Genomic DNA, 17,584 nt, shown 5'->3' with positions numbered 1-17,584 from the left:
ATGGACATAATACTAGCCGCAGAGCCGGAGATTCGTCTGACGGCGTTTTTGAGTGTGCTGGCCGCCATGGCGCTTTGGGAACTCGCCGCCCCGCGTCGGCGGCGTGACATTCCGCGTGTCATCCGTTGGTCGAACAACCTGGCACTTGTCGTGATCGATACGGCGATCCTCCGGTTGTCTTTCCCAATCCTGGCCGTCGGTCTGGCGGTCCTGGCCGAGGAGCGGGGCTGGGGCCTGTTCAACATTATCGAGGCTCCTTTCGGGTTGGCTGTGATCCTGTCCATGCTGCTGCTCGATCTGGCGATCTATCTGCAACATGTCATGTTCCACGCCGTCCCGGCCCCGTGGCGCCTGCACCGGATGCACCATGCGGATCTCGACTTCGACGCAACCACTGGATTACGCTTCCATCCGATTGAGATCCTCATCTCGATGGCGATCAAGCTCGCCCTGGTGGCAGCGCTTGGTCCGCCCGCCGTCGCGGTTTTGTTGTTCGAGATCATCCTCAACGCCACTGCCCTCTTCAACCATGCCAACATCAACCTGCCGAGACCGGTCGACCGGTGGCTCAGATGGATCGTCGTCACACTCGACATGCACCGCGTGCATCATTCTGTCGATCCGCGCGAAACCAACTCAAACTACGGCTTCAACCTGCCGTGGTGGGACCGCCTCATGGGTACTTACGTAGCCCAGCCCGCGAAGGGCCACGAGGGAATGACGATCAGTATCGAGCAGTTTCGCACGACGCGCGACCTCTGGGTCGACAGGATGTTGATCCAGCCCCTTCGCGGGCCAGCAAGCGGACACGCCCTGGATACATCCACCCTCACGCCGACAGAGCAGGAACAGCCTCTGGACTCTCGAAAACACAGTTCTAGGGTCTCGGATAACTCAAAAAGGAACACATGATGAAACGACGTACGTTCTTGCTGGCCGGAGCGGCTGCCACACTCCCCCTGCGAGCACTGGCCAACACGGAACCGGTCATTAAAGTCCTGAAAACCCCCACCTGCGGATGCTGCACCGCTTGGGTCGATCATGTCCGGCAAGCGGGCTTCGCGGTCGAGGCGCAGGACGTCGATCAGGATGCGCTTTATGCGTTCAAAGATCGGCTGCAAATTGCACCGGAACTTGCTGGATGTCACACGGCGGTCGTGGGCGACTATTTTATCGAGGGCCACGTGCCTGCCGCGGACATCACGCGGCTGCTAGCAGAGCAACCGATGGCGCGCGGTTTGACTGTCCCCCGCATGCCGATGAGTTCGCCCGGCATGGGCGGTCCCGGGGCCGGTGACGCTTTTGACACCTTGCTTGTTGGCTCCGACGGCGCGACCTCGGTCTTCGCGAGCCACAGCTGATCAGGTCATGGGTGCAGGTGATAGATCCCGCGGGACGGGTTCATGACCCGTCCGTCTTGCACAAGCTTTCGCAGCGCCCTGTAGGTCGCCTCATGGCTCAATTGTAACCGAGCGGCAAACTCGACGATGGAGCCTTCGAGCAAGCCTGCGATCAACCCTGCCATCACCCGGTCCTCTGCGCGCCGAATGCCGACGATCTCCAGCATCTGTCGCTGCGCCTGTATCTGTTGAGCCGCCTGACGGCCATAGGCGCGGGCAAATGCCGGGTCGGCAAAAGCGGCCAATACGGAAGCCTTGTCGATCCGGATCAGCGCCCCGGCCTCAACAATGACTGCGTCGCAATGATAGACCTCCGAAAACACCGAAGCTTCGGCAAAGCTTGTTCCGGCTTGGGCACGGTGGATGATGAACCGCTCGCCATCTGGACCGACCCGCTCGAGATGCACGCGCCCGGTTTGCACGACATAGAGACCGTGGGTGGGGTCGCCTTGGTGAAATACGGTATCTCCAACCGCGCCGGAGATTGGGCGCAGGGCTGAGCTCGGGATATGATCATAGGGGTTTGGCAACATATGATTGAAATCATATTACGATGCATCCGCCCCTGCTAGCGTAAACATGACACCACCCCATTGAAGGACCTGTCCATGCGTCTCATTCCCTTCGTCCTTGCCATAGTGATGGCCGCACCCGTGGCCGCGCAGCACGCCAATTCCGCGGCTGGTCACGACATGGGCGGACCGCAGGAAACCGGGCAATCGGCCTTTGCCGCCTTGGCGGAAATCGTAACGATCCTGCAGGCCGATCCCGAGACGGATTGGGAGCGGGTCGATATTGACGGATTGCGCCGCCATCTGGTCGATATGGACCTTCTGACCCAAGAGGCCGTGGTCGCCCGCACCCTGCGGCCGGAAGGGGCCCGGTTCGAGATTCGGGGCACCCCCCGTGTTCTCGAGGCCATCCGCGCCATGGTGCCCGCCCATGCGCCCTTTCTCGCGGCCGAGACCGGCTGGGACGTTGTGACAGAGGACTTAGAAGATGGCGTGGCGCTCAGTGTCGATGGCGATGCCGCGCAGATTCAGGGACTTGGTTTCTTTGGTCTGATGACCATCGGGGCGCATCACCAGGAGCACCACCTCATGATGGCAAAAGGCGCGGGCCCGCACCATTAATGCGCCGACAAGGCCTGTTTGATGATCCGTAGAGAGGTGCGCTGACAAAACGTTACATCTCGCGTGTTGACCTTCCAGCGCGGGAGGCACGGACACATGCCCGATGATGGAAGCGTCAGAGAATACCGCCCGCAGGGATTTCCTGTATTACGCAACAGCCGGGGCAGGGGTCGTGGCAACAGGGGCTGCGCTCTGGCCACTGGTGAACCAGATGAACCCCTCCGCCGATGTCCGCGCCTTGGCACAGATCACTGTTGATATTTCCGATCTCGCGCCCGGAACGCAATTGACCGTCAACTGGCGCGGAAAACCTGTCTTTATCCGTCATCGAACGGAGGCAGAAATGGCTCAGGCTCGGGCACAGGCGGTCTCTGACCTGCCTGACAGCTCGGCGCGCAACCCAAATCTGCCCGACGATGCGCTGGCAAGCGATGAGAACCGGGCCATTGCGGGTCACGAGGCATATCTGGTCATGATCGGTGTCTGTACCCATCTGGGCTGTGTCCCTCTGGGGGATGGGGCGGGGGATTTCGGGGGTTGGTTCTGCCCCTGTCACGGTTCCCATTATGACGCGGCTGGGCGCATTCGCAAAGGCCCGGCACCTGAGAACCTGCATATTCCGGACTTGTCGCTCTCGGAGGAGATGGTGCTGACTTTGGGGTGATGCAATAAAGGATAATCTGTAGTCAGAGCGCTCGAAACTGGAACAGATTTCGACTGGCCGCTGGTCGGCCTAAATCGCAATACTCCACATCCGAAACCGTCCCTGCCCCGTCACTTCACGGATTAGACCCTTCGCTTCCATCTAGGCGAGATTGCGTTGAGCGGTGGCGCGGCTAGCACCGATCCACATTTCGGCCATCGGGGCGGAAACGAGGGGCCATTCGGTCAGCAGGGCGCTCAGGACCGGCGGTGTCTTGCCTGAGAGCGTTGACATCTCTGCTTTGGCCTTCGCTGACCATGATTGGATATCGTCGAGGCGCCGCATTGCCATGAGGATAGCTGTCTGCATCCCCTCGAGCCATTGTTTAAGGCGCTCTGCCGATGGCCCACTCGCGCGCAGGCCCCCTGCCCCGCCCATTGCCAACGGTGCGAAAATTGCCCCGTTTCCCTCGCTAGCCGCGATGCGCGCGGCCGTGACCGCTGCTTCCACCCGATCGCCCTGCTGCCCAAGGCCCGCAAGACTCCAGAGATGAAACCCCATGCAGGCGCGGGTGATCGGATGAAGATCGGCGGCCTGTTTCATCAAATCCAGCCAACCGCTCGCGCGATCGTCGAAGCGCTCGGCATTTTCATCGATGTTTTCAGGATCGCGGCGGTCGAGGAAGGCTGCGATATCGACTATCGGGTCAGGACCGCCTGTCAGTCGCCGAACGGCCCATCCAATTCGCGCCAAGGCATTTGGGTCATCTTGTGCGCCTGACAGGCGCATAGAAATCCATAGCGCCAGACGATCCGGGCCTACGCGATCTCCTGCAAACCAGCTCAGGTCTGCCGCCTCGATCAGTGCCAACCTATGCAGCCAGCCTTTGGGCGCGCGAGCCAATCGGTCATCGAGCGCACCCAAGCGCCCGGCCACCCTTGCCAGAAGCGCAGCCTGATCCGCTTCGGCCCTTGCCCAGTCATCAATGAGGCCCTTTTCCGGCTGTCCCGCCCGAGGTCCGGGAGGCCGGTAATCCGGTTCCTCTTCGATCGGGCCCGGCAAGTACCAGAGAACTTCTTCCGAAGCATCCTCATCCCCCTCTCCGATGTCGAGGGGTTCGTCGAAATCTTCAGGAATAATAGTCGATTGTGGCATCATATGTGCAAAATACAGATTATTTGCACATTACCCAAGCTGTTTTGTGACCGTCGACAATGCTCTTTACACATTACGTGCGCGCGACTGCCGACGGAACCTTTCAGATCGCGATCAATGCAAGGAAACCAGGGGATTGTGCATCGGCACAATGAGAAAACACTTGCTTGCATTCGTTTGTAAACGGTCCTTTATCCATGACACTTTTGAATGCGAACGATTGATTTTCATGACCCTGTTAGAGTCTTACTCCAGCGATTAATGCCTCCAGAATTTCACCGGAGATTGGCATGTAGCGGGCTATACATTGCGCTTGATTTCCGGGCGTTATGGAAGCCGGGTAAAGACCGCGGGTACCATTGATGAGATCAACGGAAAGCAGAATATCTCAAAGAAGAAGCTGCAAAAAAAAATTGGCATCGGCGCGCTTTTGAGTCTTGGAGGATCGGTTTCCTGACCACCACTACCCCCAAGTCGGCCCTGATCCCACCTAAAATTTTTGCGCTGCATCTCCCAAGTACGGAGTTAGCCCATTTTGATTGTCTTCAGGCGAATGTGGGTTTTGCCCTGTCGGACGAGCCGCAATTGGATCAAATTATTTGAACCGCAGAACACCCGACAGAGCACGCCAGAAGCCGATTTTAAGTTGCACAAATATTGCACAAGACGGCTCTCAACCTACTGATTTTTATCATCAACCAGTCCAGTCCATCATAGGGGCCACGGAGAAGCGTGCGGCTTCGGTGACTGCGGTCTGCGTCATTCGGCGGTCTCCTTGGGATCGACAGAAGGAGTGGCCGATCCGGTATGCGCAACATAGGGATGGGACAGACCTGCCGCCACCCGGTTCGGCGCGAAGAAAGGTCTTCAGTTTTTATTCGGCCGGATGAGGACGATGCCATTCGTGGCTGAGTGGGCAGGTCCCTTCACGGAGTGAGTCCTGTGTTGGCGAGAACGGCTGCCATCGCCATCCCGCCCGTGCATGCAGTGCCTTTCGGGCGTGGATGCCTTGGTCTAAGCTTCTGCTGAATGAGGAGGACAGGCAGATCCGGCACGCGACGCGCGCCGAATGCGCCGCATGTAAAAGCAGGCGCGTGATGGCACAAGCATCTGACATATCGACTTTACCCGCGCCGCATGTGCCGTGCAGAACCTGCCATGAACGCCTCAAGAACACGCGAAAAAAGGAAGCACAGACATGACCTTTCAGAACTGGACCGGACAAGGGGCGATCGTCACGGGGGGCGCATCCGGGCTCGGGGCCGCGACGGCGGCCCGCTTGGCCGAGGACGGGATGAAGGTCGCGCTTTTCGATCTGAACGCGGAGGCCGGACGCGCCCATGCCGAGAAGATCGGGGGCCATTACGTGCAGGTCGATGTGGCGGATGCAGCCTCCGTGGCGGACGGGATTTCTGAGGCCGAGGCGCATGTCGGAAAGCTGCGCGTTCTGGTGAATTGCGCGGGCATCGCCCCTGCCGCCAAGACGGTCTCTCGCGGCGCGGCGCATGATCCGGCCCTTTTCGACAAGGTGATCGGCGTCAATCTGATCGGCACGTTCAATTGCGCAAGCCAGGTCGCGGCGCGCATGGTGGCGCAGGACCCTCTCGACCCGGATGGCGCGCGCGGTGTGATCGTCAACACGGCCTCCGTCGCCGCCTACGATGGCCAGATTGGACAGTTGGCCTATGCGGCCTCCAAGGGTGGGGTCGTGGGCATGACGCTGCCCATGGCGCGCGATCTCGCGGATAAGGGCATCCGGGTCTGCACCATCGCGCCGGGCCTCTTCCTGACGCCCCTGATGGAGACCCTGCCCGAGGAGGTGCAAACCTCCCTCGGCGCGCAGGTCCCCTTCCCGAGCCGCCTCGGCAAGCCCGAGGAATATGCGGATATGGTCAGCCAGATCACGCGCAATCCCATGCTGAACGGCGAGGTGATCCGCCTTGATGGGGCGATCCGGATGGCACCGCGATAGGCGCCCATCACCCGGCCCGTCACTCCTTGAGGCTTGCGATCTCGAGCGCCTCGCGCAGCACCTCCGGGTCGCCGATATGGTTGATCAGCGTCAGGATCAGACGCGCATTGAGCGCCTCGCTCTCATCGCGGGACAGGCCTTCATGCGCGGCAAGCAGCATCTCGTAGGCATCATCGGGCTGTGCGATTTTGCGGGTTGTGACAAGACGGCTCATGAGGCGGCCTTTCCCAAGGCCCGATCCCGTGCGGCCGCGATCTGCGCGGCATCCGCCTCGGCCCAGCGGGCGACGACGTGCTGATCGGGCCGGATCAGGTACAGGCCGCGTTCGGCATTCCCCAGATACCGTGCAGACAGGTCGGGCCCCGGCGCGTCGATGTGCAGTATCGGCATGTCCACACCTTCGGGCGGCGGGCATCCAAGCACCAGCAACGTGAACGCGCCACCCAGCCGGTCGAGAAGGAATCCCCCCTCCAGCGGGGCGTCCGGTGCCGGCGCCCCGGGGCGCGAGTGCGGCGGGGCCCCCGGCAGCGCATCCTCTCCGTTAAGGACAGAGCCATCATAGATGCAGGGTTGCGACAACCGCCCCGAATTGACGAAGGGCCGCGCGAAATCATGCCGGCGGGCCAGGTGCAGCACGGCATCGCGGAACACGCGGCTCATCTCCGATTTGGGCGTGATGAAATCCGTGGACCGCGTGGAGTTGCGGATATTCTCGTCCGAGGCCGCGCCGCGTTCGGTATCGTACGTCTCAAGAAGCGTTTCGGGCGCGCGGCCCTGCAGCACCGCCGCAAGCTTCCAGCACAGGTTGTCGGCATCCTGAATGCCGCCGTTGCAGCCGCGCGCGCCGAAAGGCGACACTTGATGCGCGCTGTCGCCCACGAACAGCACGCGCCCCCGTCGGAAAGACGACATGCGCCGGCATTGGAAGGTGTAGATCGAGGTCCAGACCAGCTCATATTCGACACCATCGCCCAGCATCGCGTCGATCCGGGCGCGGATGCGGTCTTCCTGCAATTCGGTTTCGCGGTCTGCATTCCAGCCGATCTGGAAGTCGATCCGCCAGATATCGTCGGGCTGTTTGTGCAAAAGCGCCGAGGCGCCGGCATCGCGGAACGGCGGGTCGAACCAGAACCAGCGCTCCGTCGGGAATTCGGCTGTCATCCGCACATCGGCGATGAGAAAGCTGTCCTTGAAAACCTGCCCCTCGAAGCCCAGCCCCAACGCCTTGCGGGTGGGCGATCCCGCCCCGTCGCAGGCCAGCACCCAATCGGCGGTCAGGGTATAGCCGCCTTCGGGCGTGGTGATGTCCAGTCGCGCGCCGTCATCGCGGATATCCAGCGCCTCGACCCGGTTCTTGCCACGGATCTCAATGGGCGCGCCTTGCGCCTGCGCCGCGCGCATACGCTCCACGAGGTGTTTTTCGAAATAGGGCTGCTGGAGATTGATGAAGGCCGGCATGCGGTGCCCGCCTTCGGGCAAGAGGTTGAACTCGAACACCTTCTCGTCGCCGTGAAAGACCTTGCCGAGGTTCCAGACGACGCCCTTCTCGACCATGGGCGCGCCGCAGCCCAGCCGGTCGCAGATCTCGAGCGTACGCTTGGCAAAGCAGATGGCCCGACTGCCCTCGCCCACGCCTTCGTGGTCGTCGAGAACCAGCACCGGGACGCCCTGCAGCCCCAGATCGAGCGCAGCCGCCATGCCCACCGGCCCGCCGCCGATAATGATGACGGGGTGATGCACCGCTTGGCCCGCGTCCTGATCGGCGCTGCGGGCATACGGGTAAAGCTTGTGCGCAAGCGTGTAGCGATCATCCAGCATCTGCGGGTCTCCTCCTCCCTCTGCCATGCCCTCAGACATGCCTTCTATGCTGCTATTTCTGCAAAGCGGCCCACATCTCCTTGTCGCGCTCTGCGGTCCAGATGCGCGGCGTGTCGATGCCCATCGCCTCGTCAAAGGCGCGGGCGACGTTGAAGGGCAGGCAATGCTCATAGATGGCGTAATCGCCGAATTTGGGATCGCAGGCGGCCCGGACCTCGGCCATGGCCTCTTGCAATGTGCCGCCCCGCGCGGCGACGCGGCGCACGGCGTCATAGGTCGAGGTGACGAAATCCGCAGTGCTGTCGAGGGCGGCATTGACCATGTCGCGCCCCATCAGCGCATCCCCCCGGCCCGGCGCGATGGCGTCGAGATCGAAGGCCCGGATCCGCTCAAGCGTCGTGGGCCAGTCGCGGTAATGCCCATCGCCGCAATAGCAGGCTGAGCGGTATTCCACGATATCGCCGGTGAACATCACGTTCGCATCGGGCACATGCACGACGATGTCGCCTGCCGTATGCGCGCGCCCCAGTTTCATCAGGTCCACGCGGCGCTTGCCCAGATAGATCGACATGCTGTCGCTGAAGGTGATGGTGGGCCATGTCAGGCCCGGGATGCTTTCATGGCCCTGGAAGAGGCGCGGGAAGCGGTCGAACTCGCTGTCCCAATCCTCCTGCCCGCGTTCGGCGACCATGGCGCGGGCGGTGCCCGACATGATGATCTCGCGCGCGTTGTAGGCCGAAGCGCCGAGGACCCGCACGGCGTGGTAATGCGTGAGAACCAGGTGGCTGATCGGCTTGTCGGTCACGCTGCGGACCTTTTCGATCACCTTTTCCGCAAGGCGCGGCGTGGCCTGCGCTTCGATGATCATCACGCTGTCATCGCCGATGATGACGCCGGAATTGGGATCGCCCTCGGCGGTGAAGGCCCAGAGGCCATCGCCCACTTCCGTGAAGCTGATCGTCTTTTCCGCCATGTCGCCTGCGGATGCGAAGGACTTGCTCATATGGTCTCCTTTGGAAAATCGGGGGCTGGCAGGATGCGGCCCGAACAGGCGCCGAAGCCCACCCGGTAGCCGTCACCTCGTGCATGGCCCGTGAGGGTGAGTATGTCGCCATCCTCGATGAAGCTGCGGGTCTCATCGCCCACGCGGATGGGGGTCTGACCGCCCCAGCTCATCTCCAGAAGCGAGCCGTAGCTGTCGGGGGCCTGCCCGGAAATCGTGCCCGAACCCAGGAGATCGCCGGTGCGCATGGCACAGCCCGAAGAGGCGTGATGCGCCAGTTGCTGCGCGGAGGAATAGTACAATTCGCGCATGTTGGTGCGGCTGATGACGTGGCCGTTCATCTCGACGCCGAGTGCGACATCGTAAAGGCCCGGCGCATCCTCCTGCAGGTAGGGCAGAAGCGGCAGGTCGCGGGGCGGCGTGGGCGCCGCGAAGGGCGCGAGCGCCTCTGCCGTCACGATCCATGGGCTGATCGAGGTGGCGAAGGCCTTGGCCTGAAACGGCCCCAGCGGCTGGTATTCCCAGGCTTGCAGGTCCCGCGCCGACCAATCGTTCAGCAGCACGTAGCCAAAGATCATCTCTCGCGCCTCAGCCACGGTGACGGGCTGGCCCATCTGGCTGGGCGTGCCGACGATGGCGCCCATCTCCAGCTCGATATCGAGCCGCTGGCTCGGACCGAACCCCGGCGCCTCGGCGTCCTTGGCCTTGGTCTGGCCCACGGGACGGCGGATATCGGTGCCCGAGACCACGACGGTCGACGCCCGGCCAATATAGCCGATTGGGATGTGCAGCCAGTTGGGCGGCAGCGCATTTTCCGGGCCCCGGAACATCGTGCCCACGTTCTGCGCATGCTGTTTGCCCGCGTAGAAATCAGTGTATTCCGCGACCCGGAACGGCATATGCAGTTGCGCATCGGCGATGGGCATGAGGAGGGGCTCCAGCTTTTCCCGCTCCTCGGCACCTTCCTTCAGCAATTCCATGAGCCGTGCGCGAAGCGCGCTCCAGACCGACGGCCCCGCGGCCATGACCGGATTCCAGGCCGCCTCCTGCAAAAGATCCTGCGTGCCGGTCAGGCCCGCCTCTTCTGCCCGCGCCATATCAAGTACCTGATCGCCAATCGCCACCCCGCAGCGCGCCCCAAGCGTATTCGTCGAAAACACCCCATAGGGCAGGTTATTGAGCGGAAAGTCCGTCTCAGCGGTGTTGGCACTGGCAACCCAACTGCGTTTCAACCCCGTCATTTTACCCCGGGCGTGCCGTCGAACTTCTTCTCAAGCCCGTCCCAGCAATCGACGTAATCGTCCTGCAAGGGCGCCTCCTTGGCGGCGAACTCCGTCAGGTGCTGGGGTAAGCGCGTCTCGAACATGAAGGACATCGTGTTCTCGAGCTTCTGCGGCTTGAGATCGGCGTTCGATGCGCCCTCGAAGGCGTCGCGGTCCGGCCCATGGGGCAACATGCAATTGTGCAGGCTCATCCCGCCCGGCACGAAGCCCTGCGGCTTGGCATCGTATTGCCCGTGGATATTGCCCATCAGCTCGGACATGACATTGCGGTGGTACCAGGGCGGGCGGAACGTGTCCTCCGCGACATTCCAGCGGTCGCGGAACAGCACGAAGTCGATATTGGCGGTGCCCTCCACACCCGATGGCGCGGTCAGCACGGTGTAGATCGACGGGTCGGGGTGATCGAACAGGATCGCGCCCACGGGGCAGTAATCATTCAGATCATACTTGCAGGGCGCGTAATTGCCGTGCCACGCGACCACGTCGAGCGGGCTATGCCCGATCTCGGAGCGGTGGAATTGCCCGCACCATTTCACCGTGATCGTCGAGGGCGCGTCGCGATCCTCGAACGCGGCGACCGGCGTCTTGAAATCACGCCTGTTGGCCATGCAATTGGCGCCGATGGGCCCCCTGCCCGGCAGCTCGAATTTCTGCCCGTAGTTTTCGCAGACAAAGCCCCGGCACGGCCCTTCCAATACCTCGACCCGGTAGACCAGCCCACGCGGGATCAGCGCGATTTCCTGCGGGGCCACGTCGATCACGCCGAGCTCAGTCGCGAACCGCAGCCGCCCTTCCTGCGGGACGACCAAGAGCTCGCCATCGGCGGAATAGAAATAGGCGTCCCGCATGCTTTCCGTGACAAGGTAGATATGGCTTGCCATGCCGGTCTGCGTGTTCACATCCCCCGCCGTGGTCATGGTGCGCATGCCGGTGAGCCACGTCGTCTCCTCCGCGCTTTGCGGCACCGGATCCCAGCGATATTGACCAAGCGAGGTCACGTCCTGCGGGATATGCGGCGCGGATTTCCAATAAGGCAGATCGATCCGCTGGAATCGGCCCTGATGGCGCACGCTGGGGCGGATGCGGTAGCACCAGGTGCGCTCGTTCTGATGGCTGGGCGCTGTGAAGGCCGTGCCGGAAAGCTGTTCGCCGTAAAGGCCGTAATTCACCTTCTGCGGGCTGTTCCGCCCCTGGGGCAGCGCGCCCGGCAGCGCTTCGGTCTCGAAGTCGTTGCCGAAGCCCGGCATGTATTGCCCGGCCGCGAGCGGCGACGTGCCCTGTACCATATCGCTGGCTGGCGCATGCTCGTTCATGGAACGCTCCCTGTGAGCTGAATTCTGTTGGCTGGATTGTCAGGCCTTGCGCGTCAGAATAAAGTCTCATTTGTAACCAACAAGGGTTCGATGCGGAGGATTGGAATGAGCAGCTTCAGCCTCGACAATTTCGTGCCCTACCTGCTGAACCAGGCCGCTGAAGAGACCAGCATCGCCTTCTCGCAGATCTACCGCGACCGCTACGGCATGCTGCGTACCGAATGGCGGGTGCTGTTTCATCTGGGGCATTACGGCGCGATGACGGCCAGTGATATCGCGCGCATGTCGAAGATGCACAAAACCAAGATCTCTCGTGCGGTCAGTGCCTTGGAAGACAAGCGCTTCATCGCGAAGGAGGAAAGCCCGCAAGACCGCAGACGCGATACGCTGCGGCTGCGCCCCGCGGGTCAGCGCGCCTTCGACGACCTTGTTGGTATCGCCGCGCAGCATAATGCGCAGCTTTTGGCCCGGTTCTCCCCAGGGGAGCGCCTGATTCTTCTGGATTGCCTGCAACGGCTGTCCGGGATGGAGAAAGCCGATCAGACAGATGAGATTTTGTAACTATCGCGACATGCAAACACCATGATGCCCTGAGCCTGCCATCGCGCGGGTCCGGGCCGGATCGTGATCCGAGGGGTCAGATGGCCGGTGTCGCGGCGGTGTAGCCCGGCATCCGCAAACCCACCGTGTCCTCGGTGAAATTCTCGAAGCTTTTCTGCCAGACCTGCCCCGGCCATTGCAGCTCCAACGCGCGCTGCCGGGGCCGGTAGGCGGCGGTGTAAAGCGTGCCGAAGCCCGACGAGAAGGCCGTGGAATAAAGCGGCGGCTTCAGGAAGGCGCCAATGAACTTGGCCTGTGTCTCTGGATGCAGCGTCAGGCGCTGGAGCAGGAAGCGTTCGCGCTCCACGGTTGCGGTGAACCGCGCATGACTGGTCCATTCCACCCGCTCCTGGTGGTTTGTGGCCACGGCGGCATGAGTCAGAAGCGTCGGGCGATCCGGGGTCAGATACGCCGTCAGAAAGTGCCGCTTCTCGTCGAGTACGGTGACATTGTAGCTCATGTGGCAGGGAATGCGCGTCAGCACGTCGCCCGCCTCTTCGGTCGTGGTGCAGGTCTGCAGGATGTAGCGCAGAATGAGCGGCACGCCGAAGCCCTGCCCCACTTCGCGTCGTCCCCCGAAGGTCAGCGACACGACAAGGCCCGCATCGTTGATCCCGTCCACGAGGCCGAACAACCCGTCGGAGGTTCCGATCACGCCCCGTCCCTGCCAGCGCGTCCGCAGCACGATCGCGTCGAAGGCATTGGGGTTGTAGTCGTAATTGCGCACGAGAAGGGGCTCGTCGCCGGGCCAGATCGCCTGGCTGCAGCCCGCGAGATAGCGCGGCGGGCAATAGAAGCTCAGGAAGCGGGCCGCGGCATCGCTGCCGCCCGCAAGCTCGCAGAGTTCCTCGTAGAGATCCGCGATCTCCGGCATATGGGTCCGGATCGCACGGCGGCTTTCGAGATAGGTCGGACGAGAGCGCAGCCCTTCCCGCGCCCACCACTTGTGGTAGGCGGGCCAGTAATCGGCGAACAGCCCGGCCCATTTCGGCCCGGGCTGATCTTCGGTGATGGCGCGGAAGGTAAGCGTCATGGCCTACATGATCTTGAAGGCCGGATCCGGAACCTCCGCCTCGGCCGCAGGCAGCGGACGGGCCGAATAGGCGTTCTTGATGCCGTTGATCCAGTTCTTCGACTTCTCCGTCAGCTGGAAGTTCTTCGTCATGGAGCGACCGCGCGTCACGAGGATGCCGAGATCGGCGCCCTCGTAGCGGTAATCGTTCACGTTCGAGATCCGCAGGAAGAAGGCTTCGTTCTCGTCCTCCACGGCGCGACGGTGATAGTCGAAGCGGTCGAACACGACGCTGCCATCCTCCAGCATCTTGTAGATGCCCGATTGCGGCGCATCGGTGATGATGTCCACGTTGTCCTCGGTGTGCTTGATGACCATCTGGCTCCAGGAGTCGATCATGTCCGGGTCGGACCAGCGCGCATTCAGCTCATCCACATCAAGCTGGAACGGCTTTTTCGAGAATTCCAGCAGGTGGAACAGGAACAGTGGCGCATCCGCATGGGCGAAGGCTGCGTGGTTCGTCATGGACGAGGCGCCGGTGATGCGCGGATTGAGCTCCCCGAGCCAGATTTCGTTGGTCTTCTTGTCGATCAGGAAATCGAGCTCAAAATAGCCGCGATAGCCCTCCTTGCGCAGCTGCTCGCCGAACTTGAACGTCAGCTCTCGGGCCTGCTGGCGGGCCTTGGGCGCGAAGGCGGTCGAGAAGATCTCGTTGCCGCACCAGCCGCCGCGATAGGGTGTCAGCTCCTTGAAGCCCACAAGCTCCGTCATCAGCGGGCCCACAATGGTGCCTTGGCTGGTGCAGCAGCCCTCGATAGCCGAGCCGCGGCAATCGATGCGCTTCATGATCTTGATCTCGCCCTCGCCCACGATCTCGTGCTCGTGCTTGCGGAAATCCGCCTCGGACTTGATGAAGAACGTGGTGTGGCCGCTATCGCCGAAGGCCGATTGCAGAACGAGGTCATGCCCGAGGTCGTGCTTTTCGCAGATCTCGCGCAGATGCGCGTAATCCTTCACCTCCGACAGCGCGTTCGGCACCGACGGCACGCCCGCCTTGTTGCCAATGCGGACGGTCTCGATCTTGTTGTCCATGTTCTGGCGCAGCTTGGCTTTTGGGAACCAGACCTCGCCTCCCAGTTCCTTCACGAGCTTCTCGGTGGTCTCGTCGAACATGAGGAAGACGAATTTCGGCTTGCCGCCGCGCGCCTTGACGTAATCCACCACTTCCTTGTGCTGCAGGAGGTAGTTGTTGATGTCCTCGATCGACTGGAACTCGTCATGGGGCATCTCGGAGGGCACGAGCACGTTCGGATGCCGACCATCGAAGCAATCCATGTAGCAGATATACTTGAAGTTCTTGGTCCACTCATCGAGGCCCAGAAGGTTGAAGTTCGTGGCGGAGACGAAATAGACCGGGTCCTTGTTGGTGTGAAAATACCGCCGGATCTCCGAAATATTCTTCAGCGTCTTCTTCGGCATCAATCTGTCCTCTCTGTCACGATTTTTTCTTGAGGCTCTTCAGAGCCTTGGGGGTAAATACCCGCAAGCCCAGATCCGGGCGGTAGCCGTGGATCTCGCTCACGTCGAGGGCGCGCATGAAATGCAGGATTTCGGGCGACATCACCTGCCCCGGCACCAGGATCGGGAAACCCGGCGGATAGGGGATGATGAAGGAGGCGGAGACCAGCTCCTCACCGTCCTCGAGCCGCTTCATCAGCGCGTCGTCGAGATCGAGGTAGTCGCAATTCTCCTCCTCGTAGGCGAGGAAGAAGGCCGAGCGGATATCGCCCTCGCGGGTCTCCTTGCCCGACCGGAACGCATCGTGGAACCGCGAGAAATCGGGCAGCGGCGGAACGTGCTCGATCAGGTTCGTCACCCGCTTCTCAAAGGAGCGACGCTCCATCTTGGAGGCATCATCCAAAAGCTCGTCGAGATCGCCCGCGATCTCCACCAGAACCTCGATCAGATAGGCCACAGACGACCGCGTTGTGCCGATATTGGTCATGAACAGCACGGAATTGCGCGAGGTCTTGTTGATCTGGATGCCGTACTTGTCCATGAGCACCTTCGTCTTGAAGGTGTCGCCGTCCCAGCCGGTGCCGCCCACGGCCAGCGTAACGCGAGTGGGATCGAGCACGAACTCGTCCATCGCCCAGATCTCGGACTTGTCGGACCAGCCATCCTTGGCGTCGAAATAGCTCGTGACACCGCTTTCGCGATATTCCTCTGGGATCATGTCAGCCGGGGTCAGCACCTTGAAATATTTGGACAAAAGCGGATGCGTGGCCACCGCCCGGCGGATCGCCATGGCGCTTTCGATCTGGCGCTGCACGAACTCGAAACCCTCAAGCTCGACCTGCCGGCGCCCCACATCGAGCGAGGCGATGATCTGGTAGTTCGGACTTGTCGAGGTATGCGTCATGTAGGCTTCGTGGAATGCCTGCTCGACCTCGCCTTTGAAGTCCATGTCGTTGACGTGGATCATCGAGCCCTGACGCAGCGAGGTCAGCGTCTTGTGCGTCGATTGCGTCGCATAGGCCCGGATGCGCGCATCGGGCGGCAGCAAGAGCCGCGTTTTCAGAAGCGTCTCGTCCGTGGCGTCCTTCAGCTCCGCCTGCTGGGCCTCGTAGGCTTCGATATGCTTGGGATCGCGCAGCTTCAGGCGCAGACGGTTGGCCACATCCATCGCCGTGCGCTGGCGGTAGGTCGGTCCGAACCGCGCAAAGGCAAACCACGCCTCGTCCCACAGGAAGACAAGGTCGGGCTTGATGGCGAGGCATTCCTCCATCACGCGCTCGACATTGTAGACCAGCCCGTCGAAGGTGCAGTTGGTCAGAAGCACCATGCGCACCCGGTCGAGCTTGCCCGCCGCCTTCATCTGCAGGAGCGTGTGCTTGATTTCGTTGATCGGAACCGCGCCATACATCGAGTATTGGTGCAGCGGATAGCTGTCCATGTAGCAGACATTGGCCCCCGCCAGCACCATGCCGTAATGGTGCGACTTGTGGCAGTCGCGGTCCACCAGCACGATATCACCCGGCCGGATCAGTGCCTGCACCACGATCTTGTTGCAGGTCGAGGTGCCGTTCGTGGCAAAGAAGGTCTGTTTGGACCCGAAGGCCCGCGCGGCCATGTCCTGCGCTTCCTTGATCGGGCCTTTCGGCTCCAGCAGGCTGTCGAGCCCGCCCGAGGTGGCCGAGGTCTCAGCGAGGAAGATGTTCGGCCCGTAGAAGGCGCCCATGTCCTGGATCCAGTGGCTGCGCGAGATCGACTTGCCGCGGCTGATCGGCATGGCGTGGAAGACGCCCGTGGGCTGCTTGGAATATTCCTTGAGCGCGGTGAAGAACGGCGTCTTGTAGCGCCGGTTCACGCCCCGCAGGATGTTGAGGTGCAGCTCGAGAAAGTCTTCCTGGTTGTAGAAGACCCGGCGGCAGCGGCCCAAATCCATGCCCGCGATATCTTCCGCCGAGCGGTCGGTGATCAGATAGGCGTCAAGCTCGGGACGCACCTTCGCGATCAGACGGCAGGCCTCGGGGCCGTATTCATGCGGCTGGATCGCGTCCATGTCTTCGGACTGGTTCAGATGGTTGAGGTATTGCTGAATGATCGGCAGATCGTTCTTCGACTTGAGCGTCAGACCCGGCCGGACGATCACCGCCTGCACGTTGTGATTGAACAGGATGCCCATCAGCGCGTCTTCGAGGCTCGGCACGACCACCGCCTCGTAGATGAAATTGTCCTCCGCCCGGCGCATCCGGTGCAGGTTGTTGCGCAGGAAGCGTTCCTGCTGATCGTTGACATTGTCGACGATCAGGACCTCGAAATAAGGCCGCCCCAGGGCCCGATCTTCGGGCGCCAGCGCACTTTCATCCTCGAAATCCTCGTTGTCGATCTCCTCGCTCGACAGCGGGATGGACCGGCGGCGATACGCGCCCGAGGTGAGCGCGCGCGCGACCCGGCGCACGGAGATGACCAGATCGTCGATATTCCTGCTTTCGAGCATCCGGCGCAGATGCTCGAAGCTGTGCGAGCCTGGAAAGGCCCAGTATTTTTCGATCGGCGCAAGCGCGTCGAGAAGCGCCCGCGCCGATTCCATCAGTCTTTTGCCCTGCCGGCCCTCGATCCCGTGGACCTGCAGGGATTCGGCACATTCACGCAACGCCGACCATCGATCCGCCCGCAATTGCGTGGCGCTGTAATAGTCGCTGAAAGACGGGAGATCCGTTCCAGGTTTCTGTACGTTCATCTTGAT

The 17,584-nt window shown here is 61.9% G+C and carries 15 protein-coding genes and 1 pseudogene; 6 read left to right on the top strand and 10 right to left on the bottom strand.

Going from position 1 to position 17,584, the window contains the following annotated elements:
- Both FIV09_RS08405 and FIV09_RS08400 read left to right on the top strand, forming a co-directional pair.
- Positions 1-912 (top strand): sterol desaturase family protein, encoded by a 912-nt coding sequence (locus FIV09_RS08405; protein ID WP_152449563.1) that lies wholly within the window; start codon positions 1-3, stop codon positions 910-912.
- Positions 909-1,361 carry a DUF411 domain-containing protein gene (locus FIV09_RS08400; RefSeq protein ID WP_012187045.1) on the top strand — a complete coding sequence of 151 codons (453 nt, stop codon included), beginning with the start codon at positions 909-911 and terminating at the stop codon, positions 1,359-1,361. Before FIV09_RS08405 ends, FIV09_RS08400 begins: the two co-directional genes overlap by 4 nt.
- A 5-nt stretch (positions 1,362-1,366) precedes the next feature.
- Here the strand turns inward: FIV09_RS08400 and FIV09_RS08395 are convergent, their stop codons facing one another.
- Complete coding sequence (locus FIV09_RS08395) at positions 1,367-1,822, bottom strand: Crp/Fnr family transcriptional regulator (RefSeq protein ID WP_254702075.1); 456 nt, start codon at positions 1,820-1,822, stop codon at positions 1,367-1,369.
- Between the two features lie 186 nt (positions 1,823-2,008).
- Here FIV09_RS08395 and FIV09_RS08390 point away from each other — a divergent pair, with 186 nt between their 5' ends.
- Positions 2,009-2,533 carry a hypothetical protein gene (locus FIV09_RS08390; RefSeq protein ID WP_017468346.1) on the top strand — a complete coding sequence of 175 codons (525 nt, stop codon included), beginning with the start codon at positions 2,009-2,011 and terminating at the stop codon, positions 2,531-2,533.
- Positions 2,534-2,636: 103 nt separating this feature from the next.
- Entirely contained in the window at positions 2,637-3,197 is a 561-nt protein-coding gene (gene petA / locus FIV09_RS08385) for a ubiquinol-cytochrome c reductase iron-sulfur subunit (RefSeq protein WP_088652793.1), read from the top strand.
- 69 nt (positions 3,198-3,266) lie between these two features.
- On the opposite strand, the pseudogene FIV09_RS08380 reads toward petA, so the two are convergent.
- Positions 3,267-4,334 (bottom strand): annotated as a pseudogene (locus tag FIV09_RS08380) (helix-turn-helix domain-containing protein).
- A gap of 1,195 nt (positions 4,335-5,529) precedes the next feature.
- On the opposite strand from FIV09_RS08380, the gene FIV09_RS08375 reads away from it, so the two are divergent.
- Positions 5,530-6,303, top strand: a complete 774-nt coding sequence (locus tag FIV09_RS08375) for an SDR family NAD(P)-dependent oxidoreductase (protein ID WP_152449561.1) — start codon at positions 5,530-5,532, stop codon at positions 6,301-6,303.
- Positions 6,304-6,322: 19 nt separating this feature from the next.
- Here the strand turns inward: FIV09_RS08375 and FIV09_RS08370 are convergent, their stop codons facing one another.
- From FIV09_RS08370 to hmgA, 5 genes are read right to left on the bottom strand one after another with little or no spacing between them, the layout of a single operon-like run.
- Entirely contained in the window at positions 6,323-6,517 is a 195-nt protein-coding gene (locus FIV09_RS08370) for a DUF2783 domain-containing protein (protein ID WP_152449560.1), read from the bottom strand.
- Positions 6,514-8,121, bottom strand: a complete 1,608-nt coding sequence (locus FIV09_RS08365) for an FAD-dependent oxidoreductase (protein ID WP_152449558.1) — start codon at positions 8,119-8,121, stop codon at positions 6,514-6,516. Before FIV09_RS08365 ends, FIV09_RS08370 begins: the two co-directional genes overlap by 4 nt.
- Positions 8,122-8,173: 52 nt before the next feature.
- Positions 8,174-9,124, bottom strand: a complete 951-nt coding sequence (locus FIV09_RS08360) for an MBL fold metallo-hydrolase (RefSeq protein ID WP_152449556.1) — start codon at positions 9,122-9,124, stop codon at positions 8,174-8,176.
- Positions 9,121-10,365, bottom strand: a complete 1,245-nt coding sequence (fahA, locus tag FIV09_RS08355) for a fumarylacetoacetase (RefSeq protein ID WP_152449555.1) — start codon at positions 10,363-10,365, stop codon at positions 9,121-9,123. Before fahA ends, FIV09_RS08360 begins: the two co-directional genes overlap by 4 nt.
- On the bottom strand, positions 10,362-11,693 hold the full coding sequence (hmgA, locus tag FIV09_RS08350; protein ID WP_371417772.1) for a homogentisate 1,2-dioxygenase: 1,332 nt from the start codon (positions 11,691-11,693) through the stop codon (positions 10,362-10,364). Before hmgA ends, fahA begins: the two co-directional genes overlap by 4 nt.
- Before the next feature lie 54 nt (positions 11,694-11,747).
- Between hmgA and FIV09_RS08345 the strand changes: the two genes are divergently transcribed.
- Positions 11,748-12,281 (top strand): MarR family winged helix-turn-helix transcriptional regulator, encoded by a 534-nt coding sequence (locus FIV09_RS08345; protein WP_371417757.1) that lies wholly within the window; start codon positions 11,748-11,750, stop codon positions 12,279-12,281.
- A gap of 76 nt (positions 12,282-12,357) precedes the next feature.
- Here the strand turns inward: FIV09_RS08345 and FIV09_RS08340 are convergent, their stop codons facing one another.
- From FIV09_RS08340 to FIV09_RS08330, 3 genes are read right to left on the bottom strand one after another with little or no spacing between them, the layout of a single operon-like run.
- Positions 12,358-13,353, bottom strand: a complete 996-nt coding sequence (locus FIV09_RS08340; protein WP_152449553.1) for a C45 family autoproteolytic acyltransferase/hydolase — start codon at positions 13,351-13,353, stop codon at positions 12,358-12,360.
- Positions 13,354-13,356: 3 nt separating this feature from the next.
- Complete coding sequence (locus FIV09_RS08335; protein WP_152449552.1) at positions 13,357-14,811, bottom strand: biotin carboxylase; 1,455 nt, start codon at positions 14,809-14,811, stop codon at positions 13,357-13,359.
- Between the two features lie 16 nt (positions 14,812-14,827).
- On the bottom strand, positions 14,828-17,578 hold the full coding sequence (locus tag FIV09_RS08330; protein ID WP_152449551.1) for an aminotransferase class I/II-fold pyridoxal phosphate-dependent enzyme: 2,751 nt from the start codon (positions 17,576-17,578) through the stop codon (positions 14,828-14,830).
- Between the last annotated feature and the right edge of the window lie 6 nt (positions 17,579-17,584).

The sequence above is a fragment of the Roseivivax sp. THAF197b genome (assembly GCF_009363255.1).
Classification (GTDB): Bacteria; Pseudomonadota; Alphaproteobacteria; order Rhodobacterales; family Rhodobacteraceae; genus Roseivivax.
This window is presented reverse-complemented; position numbering and strand designations above follow the sequence as displayed.